General features: G+C 67.0%; 19 protein-coding genes. 12 read left to right on the forward strand and 7 right to left on the reverse strand.

What is annotated here, in order from left to right; translation table 11 throughout:
• Positions 1 to 72 precede the first annotated feature (72 nt).
• Positions 73 to 1,020: an aldo/keto reductase gene (locus H0A72_RS14045; protein ID WP_180156372.1), complete on the forward strand. Its 948-nt coding sequence runs from the start codon at positions 73 to 75 to the stop codon at positions 1,018 to 1,020.
• Positions 1,021 to 1,042: 22 nt separating this feature from the next.
• Here H0A72_RS14045 and H0A72_RS14050 read toward each other — a convergent pair whose 3' ends face one another.
• A complete protein-coding gene (locus H0A72_RS14050; RefSeq protein ID WP_180156374.1) occupies positions 1,043 to 1,972 on the reverse strand; it encodes an alpha/beta hydrolase-fold protein in 930 nt (309 codons plus the stop codon).
• A 180-nt stretch (positions 1,973 to 2,152) separates the two neighbouring features.
• Here H0A72_RS14050 and otsB point away from each other — a divergent pair, with 180 nt between their 5' ends.
• A complete protein-coding gene (otsB, locus tag H0A72_RS14055; RefSeq protein WP_180156377.1) occupies positions 2,153 to 2,893 on the forward strand; it encodes a trehalose-phosphatase in 741 nt (246 codons plus the stop codon).
• 35 nt (positions 2,894 to 2,928) lie between these two features.
• Here the strand turns inward: otsB and H0A72_RS14060 are convergent, their stop codons facing one another.
• On the reverse strand, positions 2,929 to 4,299 hold the full coding sequence (locus tag H0A72_RS14060; protein ID WP_180156379.1) for an alpha,alpha-trehalose-phosphate synthase (UDP-forming): 1,371 nt from the start codon (positions 4,297 to 4,299) through the stop codon (positions 2,929 to 2,931).
• A 106-nt stretch (positions 4,300 to 4,405) separates the two neighbouring features.
• Entirely contained in the window at positions 4,406 to 4,837 is a 432-nt protein-coding gene (locus tag H0A72_RS14065; RefSeq protein ID WP_180156381.1) for a BON domain-containing protein, read from the reverse strand.
• Between the two features lie 146 nt (positions 4,838 to 4,983).
• Here H0A72_RS14065 and H0A72_RS14070 point away from each other — a divergent pair, with 146 nt between their 5' ends.
• A complete protein-coding gene (locus tag H0A72_RS14070; protein ID WP_180156383.1) occupies positions 4,984 to 5,220 on the forward strand; it encodes a hypothetical protein in 237 nt (78 codons plus the stop codon).
• A 6-nt stretch (positions 5,221 to 5,226) separates the two neighbouring features.
• Here the strand turns inward: H0A72_RS14070 and H0A72_RS14075 are convergent, their stop codons facing one another.
• Positions 5,227 to 5,904, reverse strand: coding sequence for a thiopurine S-methyltransferase (locus H0A72_RS14075; RefSeq protein ID WP_180156385.1), 678 nt, complete (start codon positions 5,902 to 5,904; stop codon positions 5,227 to 5,229).
• A gap of 187 nt (positions 5,905 to 6,091) precedes the next feature.
• On the opposite strand from H0A72_RS14075, the gene H0A72_RS14080 reads away from it, so the two are divergent.
• Positions 6,092 to 6,517, forward strand: a complete 426-nt coding sequence (locus tag H0A72_RS14080) for an ester cyclase (RefSeq protein WP_180156387.1) — start codon at positions 6,092 to 6,094, stop codon at positions 6,515 to 6,517.
• An 81-nt stretch (positions 6,518 to 6,598) separates the two neighbouring features.
• On the opposite strand, the gene H0A72_RS14085 is transcribed toward H0A72_RS14080, so the two are convergent.
• Entirely contained in the window at positions 6,599 to 6,805 is a 207-nt protein-coding gene (locus H0A72_RS14085; protein ID WP_180156389.1) for a DUF3079 domain-containing protein, read from the reverse strand.
• A gap of 147 nt (positions 6,806 to 6,952) precedes the next feature.
• Here H0A72_RS14085 and H0A72_RS14090 point away from each other — a divergent pair, with 147 nt between their 5' ends.
• The 6 genes from H0A72_RS14090 (at position 6,953) to H0A72_RS22215 (ending at position 11,423) form a co-directional block, all read left to right on the forward strand.
• Complete coding sequence (locus H0A72_RS14090) at positions 6,953 to 7,288, forward strand: YnfA family protein (protein WP_180156391.1); 336 nt, start codon at positions 6,953 to 6,955, stop codon at positions 7,286 to 7,288.
• 21 nt (positions 7,289 to 7,309) lie between these two features.
• Positions 7,310 to 7,690, forward strand: coding sequence for an RNA-binding S4 domain-containing protein (locus H0A72_RS14095; RefSeq protein ID WP_180156393.1), 381 nt, complete (start codon positions 7,310 to 7,312; stop codon positions 7,688 to 7,690).
• A gap of 100 nt (positions 7,691 to 7,790) precedes the next feature.
• Complete coding sequence (locus H0A72_RS14100; RefSeq protein ID WP_180156395.1) at positions 7,791 to 8,549, forward strand: DUF3348 domain-containing protein; 759 nt, start codon at positions 7,791 to 7,793, stop codon at positions 8,547 to 8,549.
• Positions 8,550 to 8,564: 15 nt separating this feature from the next.
• Positions 8,565 to 10,385 (forward strand): hypothetical protein, encoded by a 1,821-nt coding sequence (locus tag H0A72_RS14105; RefSeq protein WP_180156397.1) that lies wholly within the window; start codon positions 8,565 to 8,567, stop codon positions 10,383 to 10,385.
• The gene (locus tag H0A72_RS14110) at positions 10,382 to 11,029 is read left to right on the forward strand and encodes an OmpA family protein (protein ID WP_180156399.1); all 648 of its coding nucleotides are present in this window, start codon (positions 10,382 to 10,384) and stop codon (positions 11,027 to 11,029) included. Before H0A72_RS14105 ends, H0A72_RS14110 begins: the two co-directional genes overlap by 4 nt.
• Positions 11,022 to 11,423 carry a DUF2894 domain-containing protein gene (locus tag H0A72_RS22215; protein WP_343060116.1) on the forward strand — a complete coding sequence of 134 codons (402 nt, stop codon included), beginning with the start codon at positions 11,022 to 11,024 and terminating at the stop codon, positions 11,421 to 11,423. Before H0A72_RS14110 ends, H0A72_RS22215 begins: the two co-directional genes overlap by 8 nt.
• On the opposite strand, the gene H0A72_RS14120 is transcribed toward H0A72_RS22215, so the two are convergent.
• Positions 11,413 to 12,357 (reverse strand): LysR family transcriptional regulator, encoded by a 945-nt coding sequence (locus H0A72_RS14120; RefSeq protein WP_180156403.1) that lies wholly within the window; start codon positions 12,355 to 12,357, stop codon positions 11,413 to 11,415. The two genes, H0A72_RS22215 and H0A72_RS14120, sit on opposite strands and share 11 nt — an antisense overlap.
• A gap of 102 nt (positions 12,358 to 12,459) precedes the next feature.
• Between H0A72_RS14120 and H0A72_RS14125 the strand changes: the two genes are divergently transcribed.
• Together H0A72_RS14125 and H0A72_RS14130 are read left to right on the forward strand one after the other, a co-directional pair.
• Entirely contained in the window at positions 12,460 to 13,920 is a 1,461-nt protein-coding gene (locus tag H0A72_RS14125) for an N-acyl-D-amino-acid deacylase family protein (RefSeq protein ID WP_180156405.1), read from the forward strand.
• A gap of 65 nt (positions 13,921 to 13,985) precedes the next feature.
• The gene (locus H0A72_RS14130; protein WP_180156732.1) at positions 13,986 to 14,927 is read left to right on the forward strand and encodes a tripartite tricarboxylate transporter substrate binding protein BugE; all 942 of its coding nucleotides are present in this window, start codon (positions 13,986 to 13,988) and stop codon (positions 14,925 to 14,927) included.
• Between the two features lie 3 nt (positions 14,928 to 14,930).
• On the opposite strand, the gene ada is transcribed toward H0A72_RS14130, so the two are convergent.
• Positions 14,931 to 16,055 (reverse strand): bifunctional DNA-binding transcriptional regulator/O6-methylguanine-DNA methyltransferase Ada, encoded by a 1,125-nt coding sequence (ada, locus tag H0A72_RS14135; protein WP_180156407.1) that lies wholly within the window; start codon positions 16,053 to 16,055, stop codon positions 14,931 to 14,933.
• Between the last annotated feature and the right edge of the window lie 112 nt (positions 16,056 to 16,167).

A 16,167-nucleotide genomic window follows, 5' to 3' on the forward strand; every position in this document is an offset into this window, starting at 1 on the left:
AATGTTGTTTTTTGAAGGCGTGCAAGCAAGCAGGGCAGTCATTCTTGAATAGATTCGAACAAGGATTTCCGCATGATTTCCCGTCGCGACTACCTAAGGCTATGCGCCGCCACGGGTGCAGGCGCCATACTGGCGCCGGCACTGTCATGGGCCGCTGAAAAACCAGGGGCGCTGATAACCCGCCCCATTCCTTCTTCTGGCGAGCGCCTCCCTGTGGTTGGCCTGGGCAGCTCCGCCACATTTTCCAGCGCCGCCGGCGGCGAAGGGGCGGACGCGCTCAAACAGGTCTTCCAGGCTTTCGTCGAGCACGGCGGAACCGTGTTCGATACGGCGCCGGGCTATGGCGCGTCCGAAGCGGTGGCGGGGAAAATCGTCAACGAACTCGGCATCCGCGACAAGCTCTTCTGGGCCACCAAGCTCAATGTCGCCGGATTCGGCGGCGGCAAGGCCGACGTCGAACAGGCCAAGGCCCAGATTGCGGCGTCCTTCCAGGCCATCGGCAAGCCGGCCATCGACCTGATGCAGATCCACAACCTGGGCGACGTGGCCACCCAGCTGCCGCTCCTGAAGTCCCTGCGCGAGGAAAAACGCATACGCTACCTGGGCGTGACCACCACCTTCCCGCGCCAGTACGAACAGCTGGAGCAGGTGATGCGCGACGAACGCCTCGATTTCATCGGCGTCGACTACGCGATCGACAACCGCGTCATGGAAGAACGCATATTGCCGCTGGCGGCCGACCGCGGCATTGCCGTGCTGGCCTATGCGCCTTTCGGCCGCACACGGCTGTGGGGCCTGGTGAAAGGGCACGAGGTGCCCGATTGGGCCGCGGAGCTGGGCATGCGTTCCTGGGGGCAGTTTTTCCTGAAATTCGTGGTGTCCCATCCGGCGATCACCTGCGCAACCCCCGCCACCAGCCGCCCGAAGAATGCCGTGGACAACATGGGAGCCGCCTTCGGCGAACTGCCCGACCGGGCGATGCGCGACCGCATGGCGCGGCACATACAGTCCTTGGCCTGAAACGATCGCGGCATCGCCGCGCTCAAGGCTCGGCGGCGATCCGCAAGGCCCGCTCCAGCGACACGCGTATCATCTCGCCATGCCCATACTGCGGGAAGGCCTCGTAACTGACTTGGCCGCCGCCGCGGCGCAGCCCTTCGGCCATGTCTTCCACGATGGCGCGGGTGTCCATCGACGCGCCGGGCGCCGGCCGGGCGGGGTCGCGCGGCTTGGCGCCCACCAGGATGGCGACCCGCTTGCCCGCGGCCCGCTCTTTTTCGAAGGCCTGCCATTCCCGCAAGAGCGCGCCGTCGTGCCACCAGACGGAAGGGTCGCCGGCGATGTAGCGCGCAAAGGCGTCGGGCCGCGTGAACAGCGTGTGCAGGACAAACAGGCCGCCGTAGGAATGGCCCCACAGGTATTCCTTCTTGGGGTCTGTGCCGGCGCGGGCCCGGACCAGCGGCTTGACCCGGGCGGCGATGAAGTCCAGGAAGACGTCGGCGCCGCCGCCGACGTGCCCGCGCACGACGGGCTCCGCAATCAGCTTGCCGTTTTCATGGACGGGCGGGGTGTAGTCGTAGGCGCGCGAGACCACGTCGTTGCGGACCGGGATGTCGTAGCCGACGGCCACCAGCACGGGCGGATGCCCGCCGCCCGAGATCGATGCGAGGTCGTCTTCGGTGAGCGTGTCCATGGCGGCGTTGCCGTCCAGCATGTACAAAGCGGCATAGCCACCCGCCGGCGCCGGCACGCGGGGAATCGATATTTCGATCCGGTAATGCCGCTTTCCGTCCGCGGAATCGAGGCGGTGTTTTTCGTAGCGGTATAAATTCGAGGGGCGATCCGCTATGGTTTCACCGACGGTCTTGCCGGCCCAGCCTTGGGCCGGCGACGCGCCTTGCGCATGGGCGGCGCCCAGCACCCCGCAGAGGCAAAACAGGAACGGCTGGATGAACGAGGCGAATCGCGGCACCTTGGTCTTCTTTCGGTTAGGGTGAAGGAAAGGGTCCAATATAACGAGAATGATTCTTGCTTGCAACGAACCGGCCGACAGCGTCAATGCCAAATAGAAATGTCCGGTCCAAGAAACGCTGATTGGCCGACAGGCGGCGCTGCTATCATCGAAACAGACATTCCCCCATTCCGGTTCGACATGACTCTTTCAACGGCTACCGAAAACTTCCTGCCCGCCGCGGATTCCTGGGCTTTCTTCTTCGACCTGGACGGCACGCTGGCTCCGCTTGCCGAGCGCCCGGATCTGGTGCGCGTACCGGAAGCCATGCTCGGCCGGCTGGCTGGTTTGCGGCGGGCGGCCGGCGGTGCGCTGGCCGTGATCTCGGGCCGGCCGCTGGACGTCCTGGACGAATTGCTGCGGCCCCTGGTCCTTCCGCTGGGCGCCGAGCATGGCGCCGTGATCCGGGATGCGGGCGGGCGGATCCACACGCCGGTCGACGGGTCGGCCGTCCACGAGCTTGCCGCCTGGCTGGCCGGCCGGCTGGAGGGCAGGCCGGGCGTCCTGCTGGAGCGCAAGTCCTTCGGCGTGGCGGTCCACTATCGCCTGGCGCCCGAGGCGAAGGAGGCGGTGCTGGCCGAGATGTCCGCGGCGATCGCTCGTTTTTCTCAGTTCGAGCTGCTGCCGGGCAAGATGGTGGTGGAGGCCAAGCTGCCCGCCGTCGACAAGGGCCGCGCCTTGCTGCGGCTGATGGGGGAGCCGCCGTTCGCGGGCAGAAGGCCGCTGATGGTGGGGGACGACACCACGGACGAGGCGGCGTTTCGCCAGGCCAATGCGCTGGGAGGCTGCAGCATCAAGATCGGGCCCGGCGCCAGCTGCGCGGCGCTGCGCTTGGGGGAGCAGGGCGAGCTGGAGGGGTGGCTGGGGCGTGTCGGGCGTTGATGCGGGGCGCTCTTGCTTCCGTGGCCCGGCTCCTCCTAGATTCCGCCCAGGTCTTCAATGAACCGCTCGCGCCAGGCCGTCAGACTGTTCTTGCGCAGCACGTCCATCATGATTTCATGGCGCCGCCTGCGTTCCGCCGACTGCATGTCCAGCGCGCTGCGCAAAGCCCTTGCCATGCCGGCCGTGTCATAAGGATTGATCAGCAGAGCCCCCTCGGAAAGCTCGCGCGCCGCGCCGGTGAACTCCGACAGCACCAGCACGCCCGGATCGTCCTCGGGCTGCGCCGCGACGTATTCCTTCGCCACCAGATTCATGCCATCGCGCAAAGACGTGACCAGCCCGACCTGGGAGGCGCGAAAGAAGGACATCAGCGTGGCCCGGTCGAAAGAGCGGTTCATATAGCGTATGGGCGTCCAGGAAAGCTCGGTCCAGCGGCCGTTGATCCGGCCGGCGGTCTGCTCCAGCAGGCGACGCAGGCTCCGGTAGCCATGCACGTCGGCGCGCGAGGGCGGCGCGATCTGCACGAAGGAGACCTGGCCGCGGAACCGGGGCCGCGTATCGAGCAGCCGCTCGAAGCCGCGGAAGCGCTCGACCAAGCCCTTGCTGTAGTCCAGCCGGTCAACGCTGATGATCAGCCTGCGGTGCTGCAGCCCGGATTTCAACTTGATCGACTCCCGGCTGTTCCGATGCTCGCGCGACAGGGCCTGGATGTCTTCGGGACAGACGCCGATGGGATACACCCCCAGGCGGGTCGCCTTGCCGTTCAGGACGAGGGTGTCGTGGCTGCAGGCCGCGCCCAGGTGCCGTTCGTAGTAATCCCGCATGGCCTGCAGATCGTCGCTGGTCTGCAGGCCGATGAGATCGAAGGCCGCCATGGCGCGCGCCAGGTCGGCGTGGTGGGGTATGGTGCGGAAGACCTGGTCGCTGGGAAAGGGAATGTGCAGGAACAGGCCGAACTTATGCTGCATGCCCAGCTCGCGGCAATACTGGGCCAGGGGCAGGAAGTGGTAATCGTGGACCCAGATCAGGTCCCCGGGCCGGGCCATGCGCTGCAGGCGTTCGGCAAAGATCCGATTGACTCGTTTATAGCCTTCGTAATCTTCGTCCCGGTAATGCAGCAAATCGGTCCGGAAGTGAAAGACGGGCCACAGGACGCTGTTGGCGAAACCCCGGTAGAAGGTGTCATAGTCATACTGAGACAGCGGCCAGGTGATCAGCGAGATCGCGCCGCTGTCTTGCTGGGCGAGCGGCGTGCCGGACTCCCGGGCGATTTCGCCGTTCCAGCCCATCCATATCCCGCCGACTTCCTTCAGCGCACCGAGCACGCCGACCGCCAGCCCCCCGGTGGGCGCTTGCCCTTCCGACAGCGGGGCCACCCGATTAGAGACGACCAGAATCCGTGCCATGCGTTTTCCCCGTTTCCAATGCATGAAATATAGCCAACCTGGAGCGGCTGCGCAAAGCGGCGGCTCGGGGAGCCGGCCGGCCGCCGGCACGCGCGCCGGCTTCGTTTCAGCGCCTGCTCATGGCCTCGCTGTCCACGCCGGCGCCCAGATCGGGCTGCACTCCCCGGCGTATCCGTATTAGATTGCGGACCTGGCGTACGCCGGCCTGCGCGGCGGCGCAGCGCTCGATGGCGTCCCGGTTGGATTCGTCGATGGTGTCGCCGTCGAGCGTGACGCGATCGTCCGCCACGCTGACTTCCACGTTGGCCGCGTCCAGGCCGCTTTGATCCAGCCGCCGCCGTATGTCGTCACGTATGCCTTCTTCGCTTCCGATCCGCCGGCCGGTTTCCGTTTCATCGCCGCTCCTGCGGTCCAGCCTGGCGTTGTCGCCCTGGCCATATTGCTGATTGCGGCCGTAGCGCTCGTCGGGGCCGGACGGCCCCTGGTAGTCGGCTTCGGGCTGTTGCGGTTGTTGCGGTTTCGAGTCTTTGTCGGGCATGGCGTCCTCCTCGGCGTGGATCCAGATGGAGCATGTGGTCCTGCTGGCATGCGCCATGTCTAGCAAACGCCGTGCCGGGCGTGGCCGGGCGGCGGCATGGTGTTTGCTGGCGATGGATCTCAATGACTTCAGAGCGGGAGCGAGACATGGCGAAATGCGACCAGTGCGGTAATTATTACGACAAGTCCTTCGAGGTGACGGCTCCCGATGGGCAGACCTATACATTCGACAGTTTTGAATGCGCCATCCAGACGCTGGCGCCGCTGTGCGAGCACTGCGGGGTGCGTATCGTGGGGCATGGGATGGAGAAGAACGGGCGGATGTTCTGCTGCAATCATTGCGCGGAAGGGGAAGGGGTGAACGAGCTGCGGGATCGTTCTTAGCCCGGACTAGGGTGCCGTGACGGGAGCCTCGCGCCTCTCCAGCCGATACACCACCGTGTCGAGACGGGTCACCCCCTGGGACTGGAACTTCGGATCCTTCTCCAGGATGTCGCGCCGGTCGATGGCCAGCGCCCTGGAGTGCGCTGAAAAAAGCCTCTGGACCTCTTCGTCGGCCACCGAGAAAGGCGGGCCCTCCAGCTCGTTTTGCGGATAATCCAGCGTGAGCAGCAAGCCGCGGTAGTCGTCGGACAGCCGGCCATAGACGTGGTCCACATAACGCTGCCGCATGCCGGCCGGCAGCGCGACCAGCGCCGCGCGGTCGTATGCGCCCAGGCAGCCGCCCAGCGTCGCGGCATCGACGCCGAAAATGTCGCCGCAGATGATTTCGATCCGGTCGGAAACATAATGGACGCCCATGCTGGACTGGCGCGTGGCCACCGGCAGTTCGTTTTCGGCGAAAAACTGCTGGACCGCCAGCTCCGCGAGCTCGACGCCCAGCACGCGATAGCCCTGTTCCGCCAGCCAGATCATGTCCAGGGACTTCCCGCAAAGCGGCACCATCACCGTACAGCCGGCCGGCAAGCCCAGCGACGGCCAGTATTTTTGCAGCAACGGCGTGATGCGGGTTTGGTGAAACCCGATACGCCCGTCACGCCAGCGCTCCAGCCAGAATTCCGCTTCCATGCCGCTCACCTTTTCAATGTCGACGGGCCCCAGGCCTCGTCCATTATCAAAAAACCATTGTAATTAAATTCGCAATCCGCCGAACGTCGTGGGCCTCATCCGCTGAACACCGCGATGACAAGCGCCGCCGCCTGCGCCACAGTATCGGGGCGAGAGCCAGCCTCTCACGGCCCGCAAAGGATAGAGCATGCAGAACATCATGAACCGCAACGCCGTTCGCCGATTCACGGAAATCGTGCTGAACCAGGGAGAAATCGACGCCCTGGCCCAGTTTTTCTGGGACGACGTCGTAGAACAGGGATTGCTGCCCAGGCGGGGCCCGGGCTTGTCCGGCCTGAAGCAGATGCTCCGCGGCCTGCGGGCATCCTTTCCCGACATGCATTGGACGATTTACGAGCAGATCTCCGAGGTCGACAAGGTGCTGTCCCGGTTCGAATGGACCGGCACGCATCACGGCGTGTTTCTCGGCATACCGCCCACCGGACGATCGGTGAAAGTCTGCGGCATGGTCGTGGACCGGTTCGAGCAGGGGAAAATAAAGGAGATGCGCATCGTCATGGATACACTGGGCCTGATGATGCAGTTGGGCGCGGTGCCGCCGCCACGCGTTTGAAACGCCGAAGCGGTCCGCCCGCCGCGCTTCGCGGCATGCGGCAGGGGCGCTGCAAGCAAGGCCGGCGCCCGGCGTAGGAGCCTAGGCGGCGGTCTTCGCGGCGTCCTGTTCCTCGGGTTCCAGCCCCCAGTCGCCGACGGTGTACCAGTCGTCTCCCAGGACTTCGGAGGGATGCATGGTGCGATCCGAGCCGTTGCCGCAGGCAAGGGAATCCACGGGGCAGTATTTGTCGCAGCCCCAGCAAATGCGTTCAGGGTGGGAAGGGTGGAGAGGGAACTTCTTGGCCATGGCCGTGCCTTGGAAAAGCATGCTTCGAGGATTTCAGCATAGCGGTCTTCCGTCCCTGGGTAATTGATGTGCCTCAAATATTCCAGGGTCGCCGTTTCGGCTCTTGTGGAATAATCTCCCATCGACGCGGACCGGGAGCCGAGGACCATGGCGCAGTTGCTGAAGCTTGCCTTTTTGTTCGCCGTGACGGCGGTGGCGGAAATCATTGGCTGCTATCTGCCCTGGCTGGTGTTGCGCCAGGGCAAAAGCGCGTGGCTGCTTCTTCCGGCGGCGCTGGCCCTGGCTCTGTTCGCCTGGCTGCTTACCCTGCATCCCGCCGCCGCGGGGCGCACCTACGCCGCCTACGGCGGGATGTACATCACGGTGGCCTTGCTGTGGCTGCGTTTCGTCGATGGGGTGGCGCTGACGCGGTGGGATGTGGGCGGCGCCTTGATCGCCCTCGCGGGCATGGCGGTGATCGCCTTGCAGCCCTCGACGGCTTGAATACGACTACGGAGCGGTGCGATGGACAGGATCCGGCTGGACAAATGGCTTTGGGCAGCGCGTTTCTACAAGACGCGCAGCCTGGCGGCGCAGGAAATCGGCAAGGGGCGGGTGCAGGTCAACGGCCAGCCGGCCAAGCCGGCGCGCGAGGTGTCGGCGAATGACCTGGTCAGCATACGCAAGGAAGACCCGCCCATCGAGGTGCGTGTTTGCGGCGTAAGCGGCGCGCGCGGGCCGGCGCCGGTGGCGCGCCTGCTGTACGAGGAAACCCCGGAGAGCATCCAGGCCAGGGAGCGGGCGGCGGAATTGCGGCGCCTGGCGCCCGAGCCCGGGCAGGACCTGTCGGCCGGCCGCCCGACCAAGCGCGACCGCCGCCTCATCGACCGCTTGCGGGGCAAGTGAGGCCGGGTACGTCTTGCCTGCCGGCGGGGCGGGAACCTGGGCGGCGGGCATGGCCGGCTTGCCATTGCGTGTAAACTCATGGGTTTTTGACCCTGCTGGTATGGCGCAAGAATTGCCTCGGCGCACGAATTTCAGCGGGCCGGCGCTCATTCGCCTGCTGTCCCGTCTGCTGGATGCGCATGTCCGCGAACCCGGGCAGCCGCTGCCGGACCGCCTGAGCCAATGGCTCGGCTGGACCGACGCGATCGGCCTGGCTTCGGCGCTGGGCGCCGCGCCGGCGGTGGCGGCCGCCGCTCGGCCGGGCCACGCCGAGCCGGGCGCAGCCCAGGCCGAGGAAGACTACGCGCATGTAAGGGCGATGCTGGAGCGCGCGATCGCGGAGCTGGGCGAGCCCGCCGCCGCTCCGCCGCGCGCGCGGCAAAAAGGCCTGGGCGGGGCGCGGGGCAGGCCGGCGCCGCCGGTCGAGTATTCGACCTACCGCCGGCGCTATGTTTCCCTGCAGCAGAACATGGAAAGCGCCATTGCCGCCTTGAGGGCGCGCTTGCGGACGGCGCTTGCGTCCGCCTCGCCCGGCGCGGCGCGGCTGGCGGTGCTGGACGCGGTCATGGAGCAGGCACTGGACGCGCGCGAGCATGAGCTGCTGTCCGCCGTGCCGGCGCTGCTCGAGCGGCGTTTTCTTCGTCTGCGCCCGGCCGATCCGGAGCCGGACGCGGACAGCCTCGTGGGGCGGGCGCCGGCCTCCGATGATTGGCAGGCGGTGTTCCGCCGGGACATGCAGAGCGTGCTGCGCGCCGAGCTCGACCTGCGCCTGCAGCCGGTCGATGGGCTGCTGGCGGCGCTGCGGTCCGGCGCGCCCTAATTGAATCAGGACTTTATGAACCGACTTCTACATTTTCTTGTGTTTGCGGCCGGGCTGGCGGCGGTGTGCTGGATAGGAGCCGGCTATGCGGGCAGCCATGCGCTCGCCCTGAGCGTCACGGCCCTGATCGCGGCCGTGTACCTGGCCGGCGCGTGGGAGCTCCATCGCTCCGGGCGCGCCGCCCGCGGCTTGCGGCAAGCCTTGGCCGGCTTGTCCGAGCCGCCCGCGGACCTGGACGCTTGGCTGTCCAGGCTGCAGCCGGGCCTGCGCAATGCCGTGCGCCTGCGGATCGAAGGCGCGCGGGTGGCCTTGCCCGGGCCTGCCTTGACGCCTTATTTCGTCGGCCTGCTGGTGCTGCTGGGCATGCTGGGCACGTTTCTGGGCATGGTGGCGACTTTGCGCGGCACCGGACTTGCCCTGGAAAGCGCCACGGATCTCCAGGCCATACGCGCATCGCTCGCGGCGCCGGTGCAGGGGCTGGGATTCGCTTTCGGGACCTCGATCGCCGGCGTGGCGGCCTCGGCGATGCTGGGCCTGCTGGCCGCCATGCACCGGTCCGAGCTCGCCGCGCTGGCGCGCGAGCTCGACGTCCGGATCCGCACGGCGCTGCATCCTTATTCGCACACGTACCAGCGCGAAGAAAGCTTCAGGCTGATGCAGCGGCAGGTGGAGCTCCTGCCCGCCATGGTCGAGCGCATGCAGTCCATGGCGGAATCGATGGAACGGCACACGCAAAGCCTGAACGAACAGCTCTTGGCCGGCCAGGCCCGCTTGCACGAGGCCGGCGAGTCCGGTCACGTCCGGCTTGCCGACGCCCTGGAACGGTCCGTGGCGGCCGGCGTGGCCGCGGGCGCGCAGGCGCTGAACGCCGCCGTGCAGCCGGCGGTCGAAGCCACGATGGCGGGCCTGGCCCGCGAGGCGGACGCGCTGCACGGCGCGCTTTCCCAGGCCATGCGGCGGCAGCTGGAAGAGATGTCGGCGCGGTTCGAGGCGGCCGCCCGCGCCGCCGCGCAGGACTGGCGGGGCGCCTGGCAGGAAGCCGTCGCCGGGCAGCAGGCGGCGAACCAGTCCATGAGCGCGGCTCTGCGCCAGGCGCTGGATGCGGCGCTGTCCCGCCAGGAGCAGGCGTGGAATCGGTCCCGTGGCGAGCTCCTGCAGACGCTGGCGGCGCAGGACGAGCGGCGCCTGCAAGCCTGGACCACGGCCCTGGGCGACACGGCGGCCGAAGCCCAGGCGCAAGCGGGCAAGACCGTCGCCCGGATCGAGCAGCTGCTCGATGCCGCGGCGCAAGCGCCCAGGGCGGCCGCCGAGGCGGTCGTCGAGGCGCGCCGGGTACTGTCGGCAAGCGCCGCGCGCGACGACGCCATGCTCGAAGAGCGCAAGCGCATGCTCACGGACTTGCACGCCTTGCTGGATGCCGTGGGCCAGGCCTCCTGCGGACAGCGCGAGGCGGTCGACGCGCTCCTGTCCCGATCGGCGGACGCGCTGGAGCGCGCCAGCGCGCAATTCACCCAGCGGATGGAAGCGGAGACGGGCAGGATGGCCGGCGCGGCGGCGTCGCTCGCGGGCGCCGGCACCGAGGTCGCGGCGCTGGGCGAATCCTTGGGCGGCGCCCTGCGGCAATTCAGCGAATCGAACGCCGCGCTGACCGAGCGCCTGGCCGGCATCGAGGCCGCGCTCGACAAGTCCATGGCGCGCAGCGATGAACAACTGGCCTACTACGTGGCGCAGGCCCGCGAGGTGGTCGACCTGAGCATACTGTCGCAGAAGCAAATCATCGAGGAGCTGCAGGCCCTGGCGGAACGGCGGGCGCCCGCGGCCTCCGGCGCGGCATGAGGGACGATATCGACGTCCAGGCGGAACCGTCGACGCCCGTCTGGGCGGTCTTCGGCGACCTGATGTCCGTGCTGCTGGGCGCCTTCGTGCTGGTGATGGTGGGCGTCATCGCCATCCAGCTGGAGCTTTCCGTCCGGCTGGAGCACGAGGTCGAGCAGCGGCGCGAGGAAACGCAGCGCCGCGTGACGCTGGAGCAGGCGTTGGCGCGGCCGCTGGCCGAAGGGCGGGTCACGCTGGTCGATGGCAGTATCGGAATCAGCGGCAGCGTGCTGTTCGCGCTCAACTCCGCCGACCTGCAAGCGGAAGGCAGCGAGGTCCTCCGGTCCCTGGTGGAACCCTTGTCGGGCTATCTCCGGTCGAATGATCTGGTGCTCATGGTCAGCGGCTTCACGGACGACCAGCAGGTGCACGAAGGCAACCGCCGCTTCGCGGACAACTGGGAACTGTCCGCGCAGCGCGCGCTGACCGTCACTCGCTCGCTGATCGAACAAGGCATACCCGCGGCGTCCGTCTTCGCCGCTGCGTTCGGGGCCGAGCGGCCGGTCGCCTCGAATGCGGATGAAGCGGGGAGGGCCAGGAACCGCCGGGTGGAGATCACGCCCGTGCCGAGATCGGCCACGATGCGGAGGGCGGCCCATGACTGATTCCGGCACGCCGCGGGCATCCGGCGCGAAAGCGGCCGGGCGGGGCACGGCCGGGCCGAGCCCGCTGAGCGAGCTGCTTGCCCACATTGCCGCCCAGACGCCGTCCGGGGCCGCGTACCCCGAGCTGCCGGAAATGGACTACTTCCGGCAAGCCTGTGCCAGATCGGGCACGGCGCGGCTGCTGCGCCATTCCCGCGCGCAGGTGCCCGCGAACGCCGGGCCGCTGAACTCCAGCAATCTGGTGCACCGCTCGCTGTCGCTCATGCGCGAACAGTCGCCGGCGTATCTGCAGCACTTCCTGGCCTATCTCGACGCTCTGTCATGGATGGACCAGCTCGATCGCGGCGCAGCGCCCAAGAAAAGCGGGCGGGGCAAGGGGCGTGCTACGCCGTGACGTGCTCGCAACCCATGGGTAGCTCGAGATGGCGGATGCAGTCACGCACCATGTCGAACAAGGCCTGAGCCATGGGTGTCAGCGCATAGTGGGCGTGAGTGATCAGGCACAGCGTGCGCTTGACCGTCGGCTCTTCCAGCAGCGTGTACGACAAGCCTTCGCTCAGCACCCGGTGCGCGGCCAGGGCCGGCAACACGGCCACCCCCATGCCGCTGCGCACCAGAGCCGCCTGCGAGGTCGTGCTGGAAGCTTCGTAGAATGGCGCGGTCACGTCCCGGGGCAGGTCTATCCTGCCGCGTAGAATGCTGAGGATCCCGGTTTCGTCGACCAGGCCGATCTGCTTGCGGCCGATGAGCCGGCGCCACTGCAGCCGTTCCTCCCGAGTGGGCCAGGGTTCCGCCGACGGGTACAACAGCCCGAACTGATCGGTCAGGCAGGGCTGGAACAGCAGGACCGGATCCTCCACCCAGCGGCTGGTCAAACCGAAGTCCGCCTCCCGATTGCTGACGCTGGCCTGGATGAGGCGCGAATTGCTGTCGTGCAGATTGATGCGTATGCCGGGGTATTGCAAACTGAATTCCTTGACCACGGGGGCCAGGATTTCAGTGACGGCCGACGGAGCGGCGGTGATCGTGACCTGGCCACGCTCGAGCGCGCCATAGCGTATTACGTCGTCCACCGCGCCTTCGAACTCTTTCAGGACCGTGATGGCGCGCGGCAGGAATTCCTGCCCGACCTGGGTCAGCACGACGCTGCGGCTGGTCCGCTCGAACAGCTGGCAGCCCAGAGATTGCTCCATTTGTTGAATGAGCCCGGTCACCGACGATTGCGTTTGCCTCAGGCGACGCCCCGCCGCGGTGAATCCGCCTTCCTGCGCGACGGCGATGAAGGCGTGCAAATGTTTCAGCGTGATGTGCTTGGGTAGCCTATTCATCGTAAACCGTGATCAATGCATCGACTAAAACAATTTTACATGATTGATCATCCTCACCATAATGGGCGGCCAATCAGGCGGCGACACGACAGGGGGCGCATTTTGGAATCGACAGACATCTTCGACACATTGCTGGTCGGCGGCTGGATCATCGACGGCACCGGAGCGGCCCGCCGCCGCGGCGACGTCGGAATCCAGGGCGACCGCATCGCGGCGGTGGGCGACTTGCAGGCGCGGGGGGCGACCGCCCGGCGCGTCATCGATGCGGCGGGCAAGGTGATCGCCCCGGGTTTCATCGACACGCACGGCCACGACGACTTGATGTTCATGGAGCGGCCGGGTCTCGAATGGAAGACCAGCCAGGGCGTCACCTCGGTCGTCGTGGGCAATTGCGGGGTCAGCGCCGCGCCCCGGCCTCTGCCGGGCAATACCGCGGCCTCGTTTTCCCTGCTGGGGCAAACCGAATTGTTCGAATCCCATCAGGCCTATTTTCAGCGTCTCGAAAGCCTGGATCCCATGGTGAATGTCGCGGCGCTGGTCGGGCACGCCAACTTGCGCCTGGCGGCGATGAAGGACCCGCTGGCCCGCCCGACCGCCGCCGAGCAGGCGCGCATGCAGCAATTGCTGGAAGAGGCGCTCGAGGCCGGGGTGGTCGGCATGAGCACCGGGCTGGCATACGAGCCGGGCTGCCGGGCGGAGCGGGACGAATTGCTGGGGCTTGCGAGCGTGGCGGCGCGCCATGGGGCGCTGCATACCAGCCACATCCGCAACGAAGGCGACGACGTCATCGCTTCCGTGGACGAGGTGCTGGAGCTGGGCGCCGGATCCGGTTGCGCCACCATCATCTCGCATCATAAATGCCTGCTGCCCCGCAATTGGGGCAGCAGCGCGACCACGCTCGGGAGCATCGACCGCGCGCGGGCATCCGGCCTGGACGTGGCGATGGACGTCTATCCCTACACGGCCAGTTCCACCATCCTGATCGCCGACCGCGCCGAGTCGATCGACGACATCAAGATCACCTGGTCCACGCCCCATCCGGAATGCGGCGGGCGGTATCTGGCGGACATCGCGGAAGAATGGGGCTGCGGCAGGAAAGAGGCGGCCGAAAGGCTGGCGCCGGCCGGGGCGATTTATTTCGCCATGGACGAGGCCGACGTGCAAAGAGTCCTCGCCCACCCATGCTGCATGGTGGGCTCGGACGGCCTGCCCAACGATGCCAACCCGCACCCTCGCCTATGGGGCAGCTTCACGCGCGTCCTGGGCAATTACGTGCGCCGCTGCAAGCTGCTGTCGCTCGAGGCGGCCATAGCGAAGATGACCGCTTTGCCCGCCACCGTTTTCGGCCTGCGGGACCGCGGGACGATCCGGCCCGGCGCCTATGCGGACGTCGTGGTCTTCGATCCCGACGTCGTGGAAGACCGCGCCGATTGGGACCACCCCACGCTGCCGTCGGTCGGCATCGAACACGTGCTCGTCAACGGCACGGCCGTTTTTCCGGAGCCGCCGCAAAGACGGCCCGGACGCGTATTGAAGCGCAACCCGGAGCGGTGCGCCGCCTGACACTTCATCTTTTTCTCAATGGAGACAAAACCATGTTCAAAGCCCGCAAGCTCATTGTGGCATCAATGCTGTTTACCGGCCTGGCGGCCAGCCTGAATGCCTGGGCGGCCTTCCCGGATAAGCCCATCACCCTGATCGTGCCTTTTTCGGCCGGCGGCCCCACCGACGTCGTGGGACGGGTTGTCGCCACGAAAGCGAGCCAGATACTGGGGGTGCAAGTGGTCGTTGAGAACCGGGCGGGAGCGGCTGGCGCAATAGGCGCCAACGCGGTCGCACGCGCCAAGCCGGACGGCTATACCGTCGGCCTTGCCACGGTCAGCACGCACGGAACGGCGCCCAATCTGTATCCGGAGATTCCCTATGATGCCGTAAAGGATTTCACGCCCTTGACCAATCTGGTCGCGAGCCCAAACATCTTGAGCGTGCACCCTGGTTTTCCCGCCAAGGACCTCAAGGAGTTCGTCGCCTACATCAAGGCCAACCCCGGCAAATACGGGTACGCGAACGCCGGCGCGGGTGGCATCAATGATTTGGGCATGATCTGGTTCCTGCAGCGCATAGGCGGCGAAATGATCAGCATTCCCTATCGCGGGTCGGCGCCTGCGCTGACTGACGTGGTGGGTGGTAGCGTACCGGTGATATTCGACAACTTCCCGTCGTCGCTGCCACACATCCAAAGCGGCAAGCTGCGCGCCTTGGCCATCACCGGCGCAGAGCGCAATCGGCAGTTGCCGGATCTGCCCACGTTCAAAGAGGCGGGGCACGTGGACTACGACGTGACGGCCTGGTATGGCCTGATCGGCCCCGCGGGCCTGCCTGATGACGTGCGCGACACACTGGCGCAGGCCTTCGCGAAGGCGGTAAAGGATCCGGAAACTTCTGCGAAGCTTACCGAGTCGGGCGCATTCCCGGTCGGCAATACGCCCGCGGAATTCGGTGCCCAGATACGCAATGAAATCGCGCGCTGGAGCGAAGTGATCAAGAAAGGCAACATCAAGCTGCAATAGCGGTCACGCCGACGGCGCTCGCTCCCGCTTCCCGGGCGCCGGCTCCGCGGCTTCGCGCTGCAGCAGTTCGCGCTTGCGCTCCACCCCCCAGCGGTATCCGGATAAATCCCCGTCGCGGCGCAGCACCCGGTGGCAGGGGATGGCGACGGCGATGCGGTTGGCGCCGCAGGCCCGGCCCACTGCCCGCACGGCATTGGGCGAGCCGATGCGCTGCGCGATATCGCTGTAGGTCGCGGTGCTGCCGGGCGGGATCTCGCGCAGCGCCTGCCATACCCGTTCCTGGAAGGCGGTGCCCTGGATGTCCAGCGGCAGCCCCAGCCCCAGCGAAGGCGCCTCGACGAAGCCCACGACCTGGGCGACCAGCCGTTCGAATCGGGCGTCGCCGCCGATGAGCTCCGCCTTCGGGAACATGTCCTGCAGGTCGCGGACCAGCTTGTCGGGGTCCTCGCCCAGCAATATGGCGCAAATGCCGCGCTGGCTTTGCGCGACCAGTATGGCGCCCAGCGAGCATTGGCCGACCGCGAAGCGTATGCGGGCATTGAGCCCGCCTTGGCGATAAGCGCTGGGCGGCATGCCCAGCAAGGTCTCCGAAGCCTGGTAGAAGCGGCTGCTGGAGTTGAAACCCGCTTCATACAGCGCGTGGGTGACGCTGCCTTCGGGCTTGCCCAGTTCGCGCCGCAGGCGCCGGGCGCGCGCCGCGTGGGCGTATGCTTGGGGCGTCAGCCCGGTTTCGGCTTTGAACAGGCGGTGCAGATGGAACCGGCTCATGCCCGCCCGGGCGGCGAGCTCGTCCAGGCGCGGCGGCGTCTCGGCCTGTTCGATGTAAGCGCAGATCTCGCGCACCAGCGCGGCGCGCTGCGCCTGCAGCGCCCCGTGGCGCCCGGCGGCGCGCCGGCTGGGCCGATAGCCCGCGGCCTCGGCCGCCTGGGGGCTGTCGAAAAACTCGACGTTTTCACGTTTGGGCCGGCGGGCGGCCGAACTGGGGTGGCAATATACGCCGGTGGTTTTCACGGCGTACACGAAATGGCCGTCGGCCGCCGGATCGCGCGCCGCCACGGCTTGCCAGCGGGCGGCTTCGCCGGCGTAGGGACCGGCGTGGGTGTCGGGCGTCAAAGTTGCGGTGTCCATGGCGTATCCTGAATTCCTGAATGTCTATGAAGCACACGATAGCCGCGGCGGCCTGGGCCGGCATCTCGTTTCTTGCGCTCGAATTCCCGGCAGGGCTTAAAATCGTGGCATC

This window comes from Parapusillimonas granuli (assembly GCF_013416525.1).
Taxonomy (GTDB): Bacteria; Pseudomonadota; Gammaproteobacteria; order Burkholderiales; family Burkholderiaceae_B; genus Parapusillimonas; species Parapusillimonas granuli.

What these genes read in the sequence shown, in the direction of transcription:
- H0A72_RS14130 (WP_180156732.1), top strand. Translation starts at nt 13,986, where the DNA reads ATGCTGTTTACCGGCCTGGCGGCCAGCCTGAATGCCTGGGCGGCCTTC.
- H0A72_RS14070 (WP_180156383.1), top strand. Translation starts at nt 4,984, where the DNA reads ATGGCGAAATGCGACCAGTGCGGTAATTATTACGACAAGTCCTTCGAG.
- H0A72_RS14100 (WP_180156395.1), top strand. Translation starts at nt 7,791, where the DNA reads ATGGCGCAAGAATTGCCTCGGCGCACGAATTTCAGCGGGCCGGCGCTC.
- H0A72_RS14090 (WP_180156391.1), top strand. Translation starts at nt 6,953, where the DNA reads ATGGCGCAGTTGCTGAAGCTTGCCTTTTTGTTCGCCGTGACGGCGGTG.
- otsB (WP_180156377.1), top strand. Translation starts at nt 2,153, where the DNA reads ATGACTCTTTCAACGGCTACCGAAAACTTCCTGCCCGCCGCGGATTCC.
- H0A72_RS14095 (WP_180156393.1), top strand. Translation starts at nt 7,310, where the DNA reads ATGGACAGGATCCGGCTGGACAAATGGCTTTGGGCAGCGCGTTTCTAC.
- ada (WP_180156407.1), bottom strand. Translation starts at nt 16,055, where the DNA reads ATGGACACCGCAACTTTGACGCCCGACACCCACGCCGGTCCCTACGCC.
- H0A72_RS14120 (WP_180156403.1), bottom strand. Translation starts at nt 12,357, where the DNA reads ATGAATAGGCTACCCAAGCACATCACGCTGAAACATTTGCACGCCTTC.
- H0A72_RS14060 (WP_180156379.1), bottom strand. Translation starts at nt 4,299, where the DNA reads ATGGCACGGATTCTGGTCGTCTCTAATCGGGTGGCCCCGCTGTCGGAA.
- H0A72_RS14085 (WP_180156389.1), bottom strand. Translation starts at nt 6,805, where the DNA reads ATGGCCAAGAAGTTCCCTCTCCACCCTTCCCACCCTGAACGCATTTGC.
- H0A72_RS14045 (WP_180156372.1), top strand. Translation starts at nt 73, where the DNA reads ATGATTTCCCGTCGCGACTACCTAAGGCTATGCGCCGCCACGGGTGCA.
- H0A72_RS14065 (WP_180156381.1), bottom strand. Translation starts at nt 4,837, where the DNA reads ATGCCCGACAAAGACTCGAAACCGCAACAACCGCAACAGCCCGAAGCC.
- H0A72_RS14110 (WP_180156399.1), top strand. Translation starts at nt 10,382, where the DNA reads ATGAGGGACGATATCGACGTCCAGGCGGAACCGTCGACGCCCGTCTGG.
- H0A72_RS14105 (WP_180156397.1), top strand. Translation starts at nt 8,565, where the DNA reads ATGAACCGACTTCTACATTTTCTTGTGTTTGCGGCCGGGCTGGCGGCG.
- H0A72_RS14080 (WP_180156387.1), top strand. Translation starts at nt 6,092, where the DNA reads ATGCAGAACATCATGAACCGCAACGCCGTTCGCCGATTCACGGAAATC.
- H0A72_RS22215 (WP_343060116.1), top strand. Translation starts at nt 11,022, where the DNA reads ATGACTGATTCCGGCACGCCGCGGGCATCCGGCGCGAAAGCGGCCGGG.
- H0A72_RS14075 (WP_180156385.1), bottom strand. Translation starts at nt 5,904, where the DNA reads ATGGAAGCGGAATTCTGGCTGGAGCGCTGGCGTGACGGGCGTATCGGG.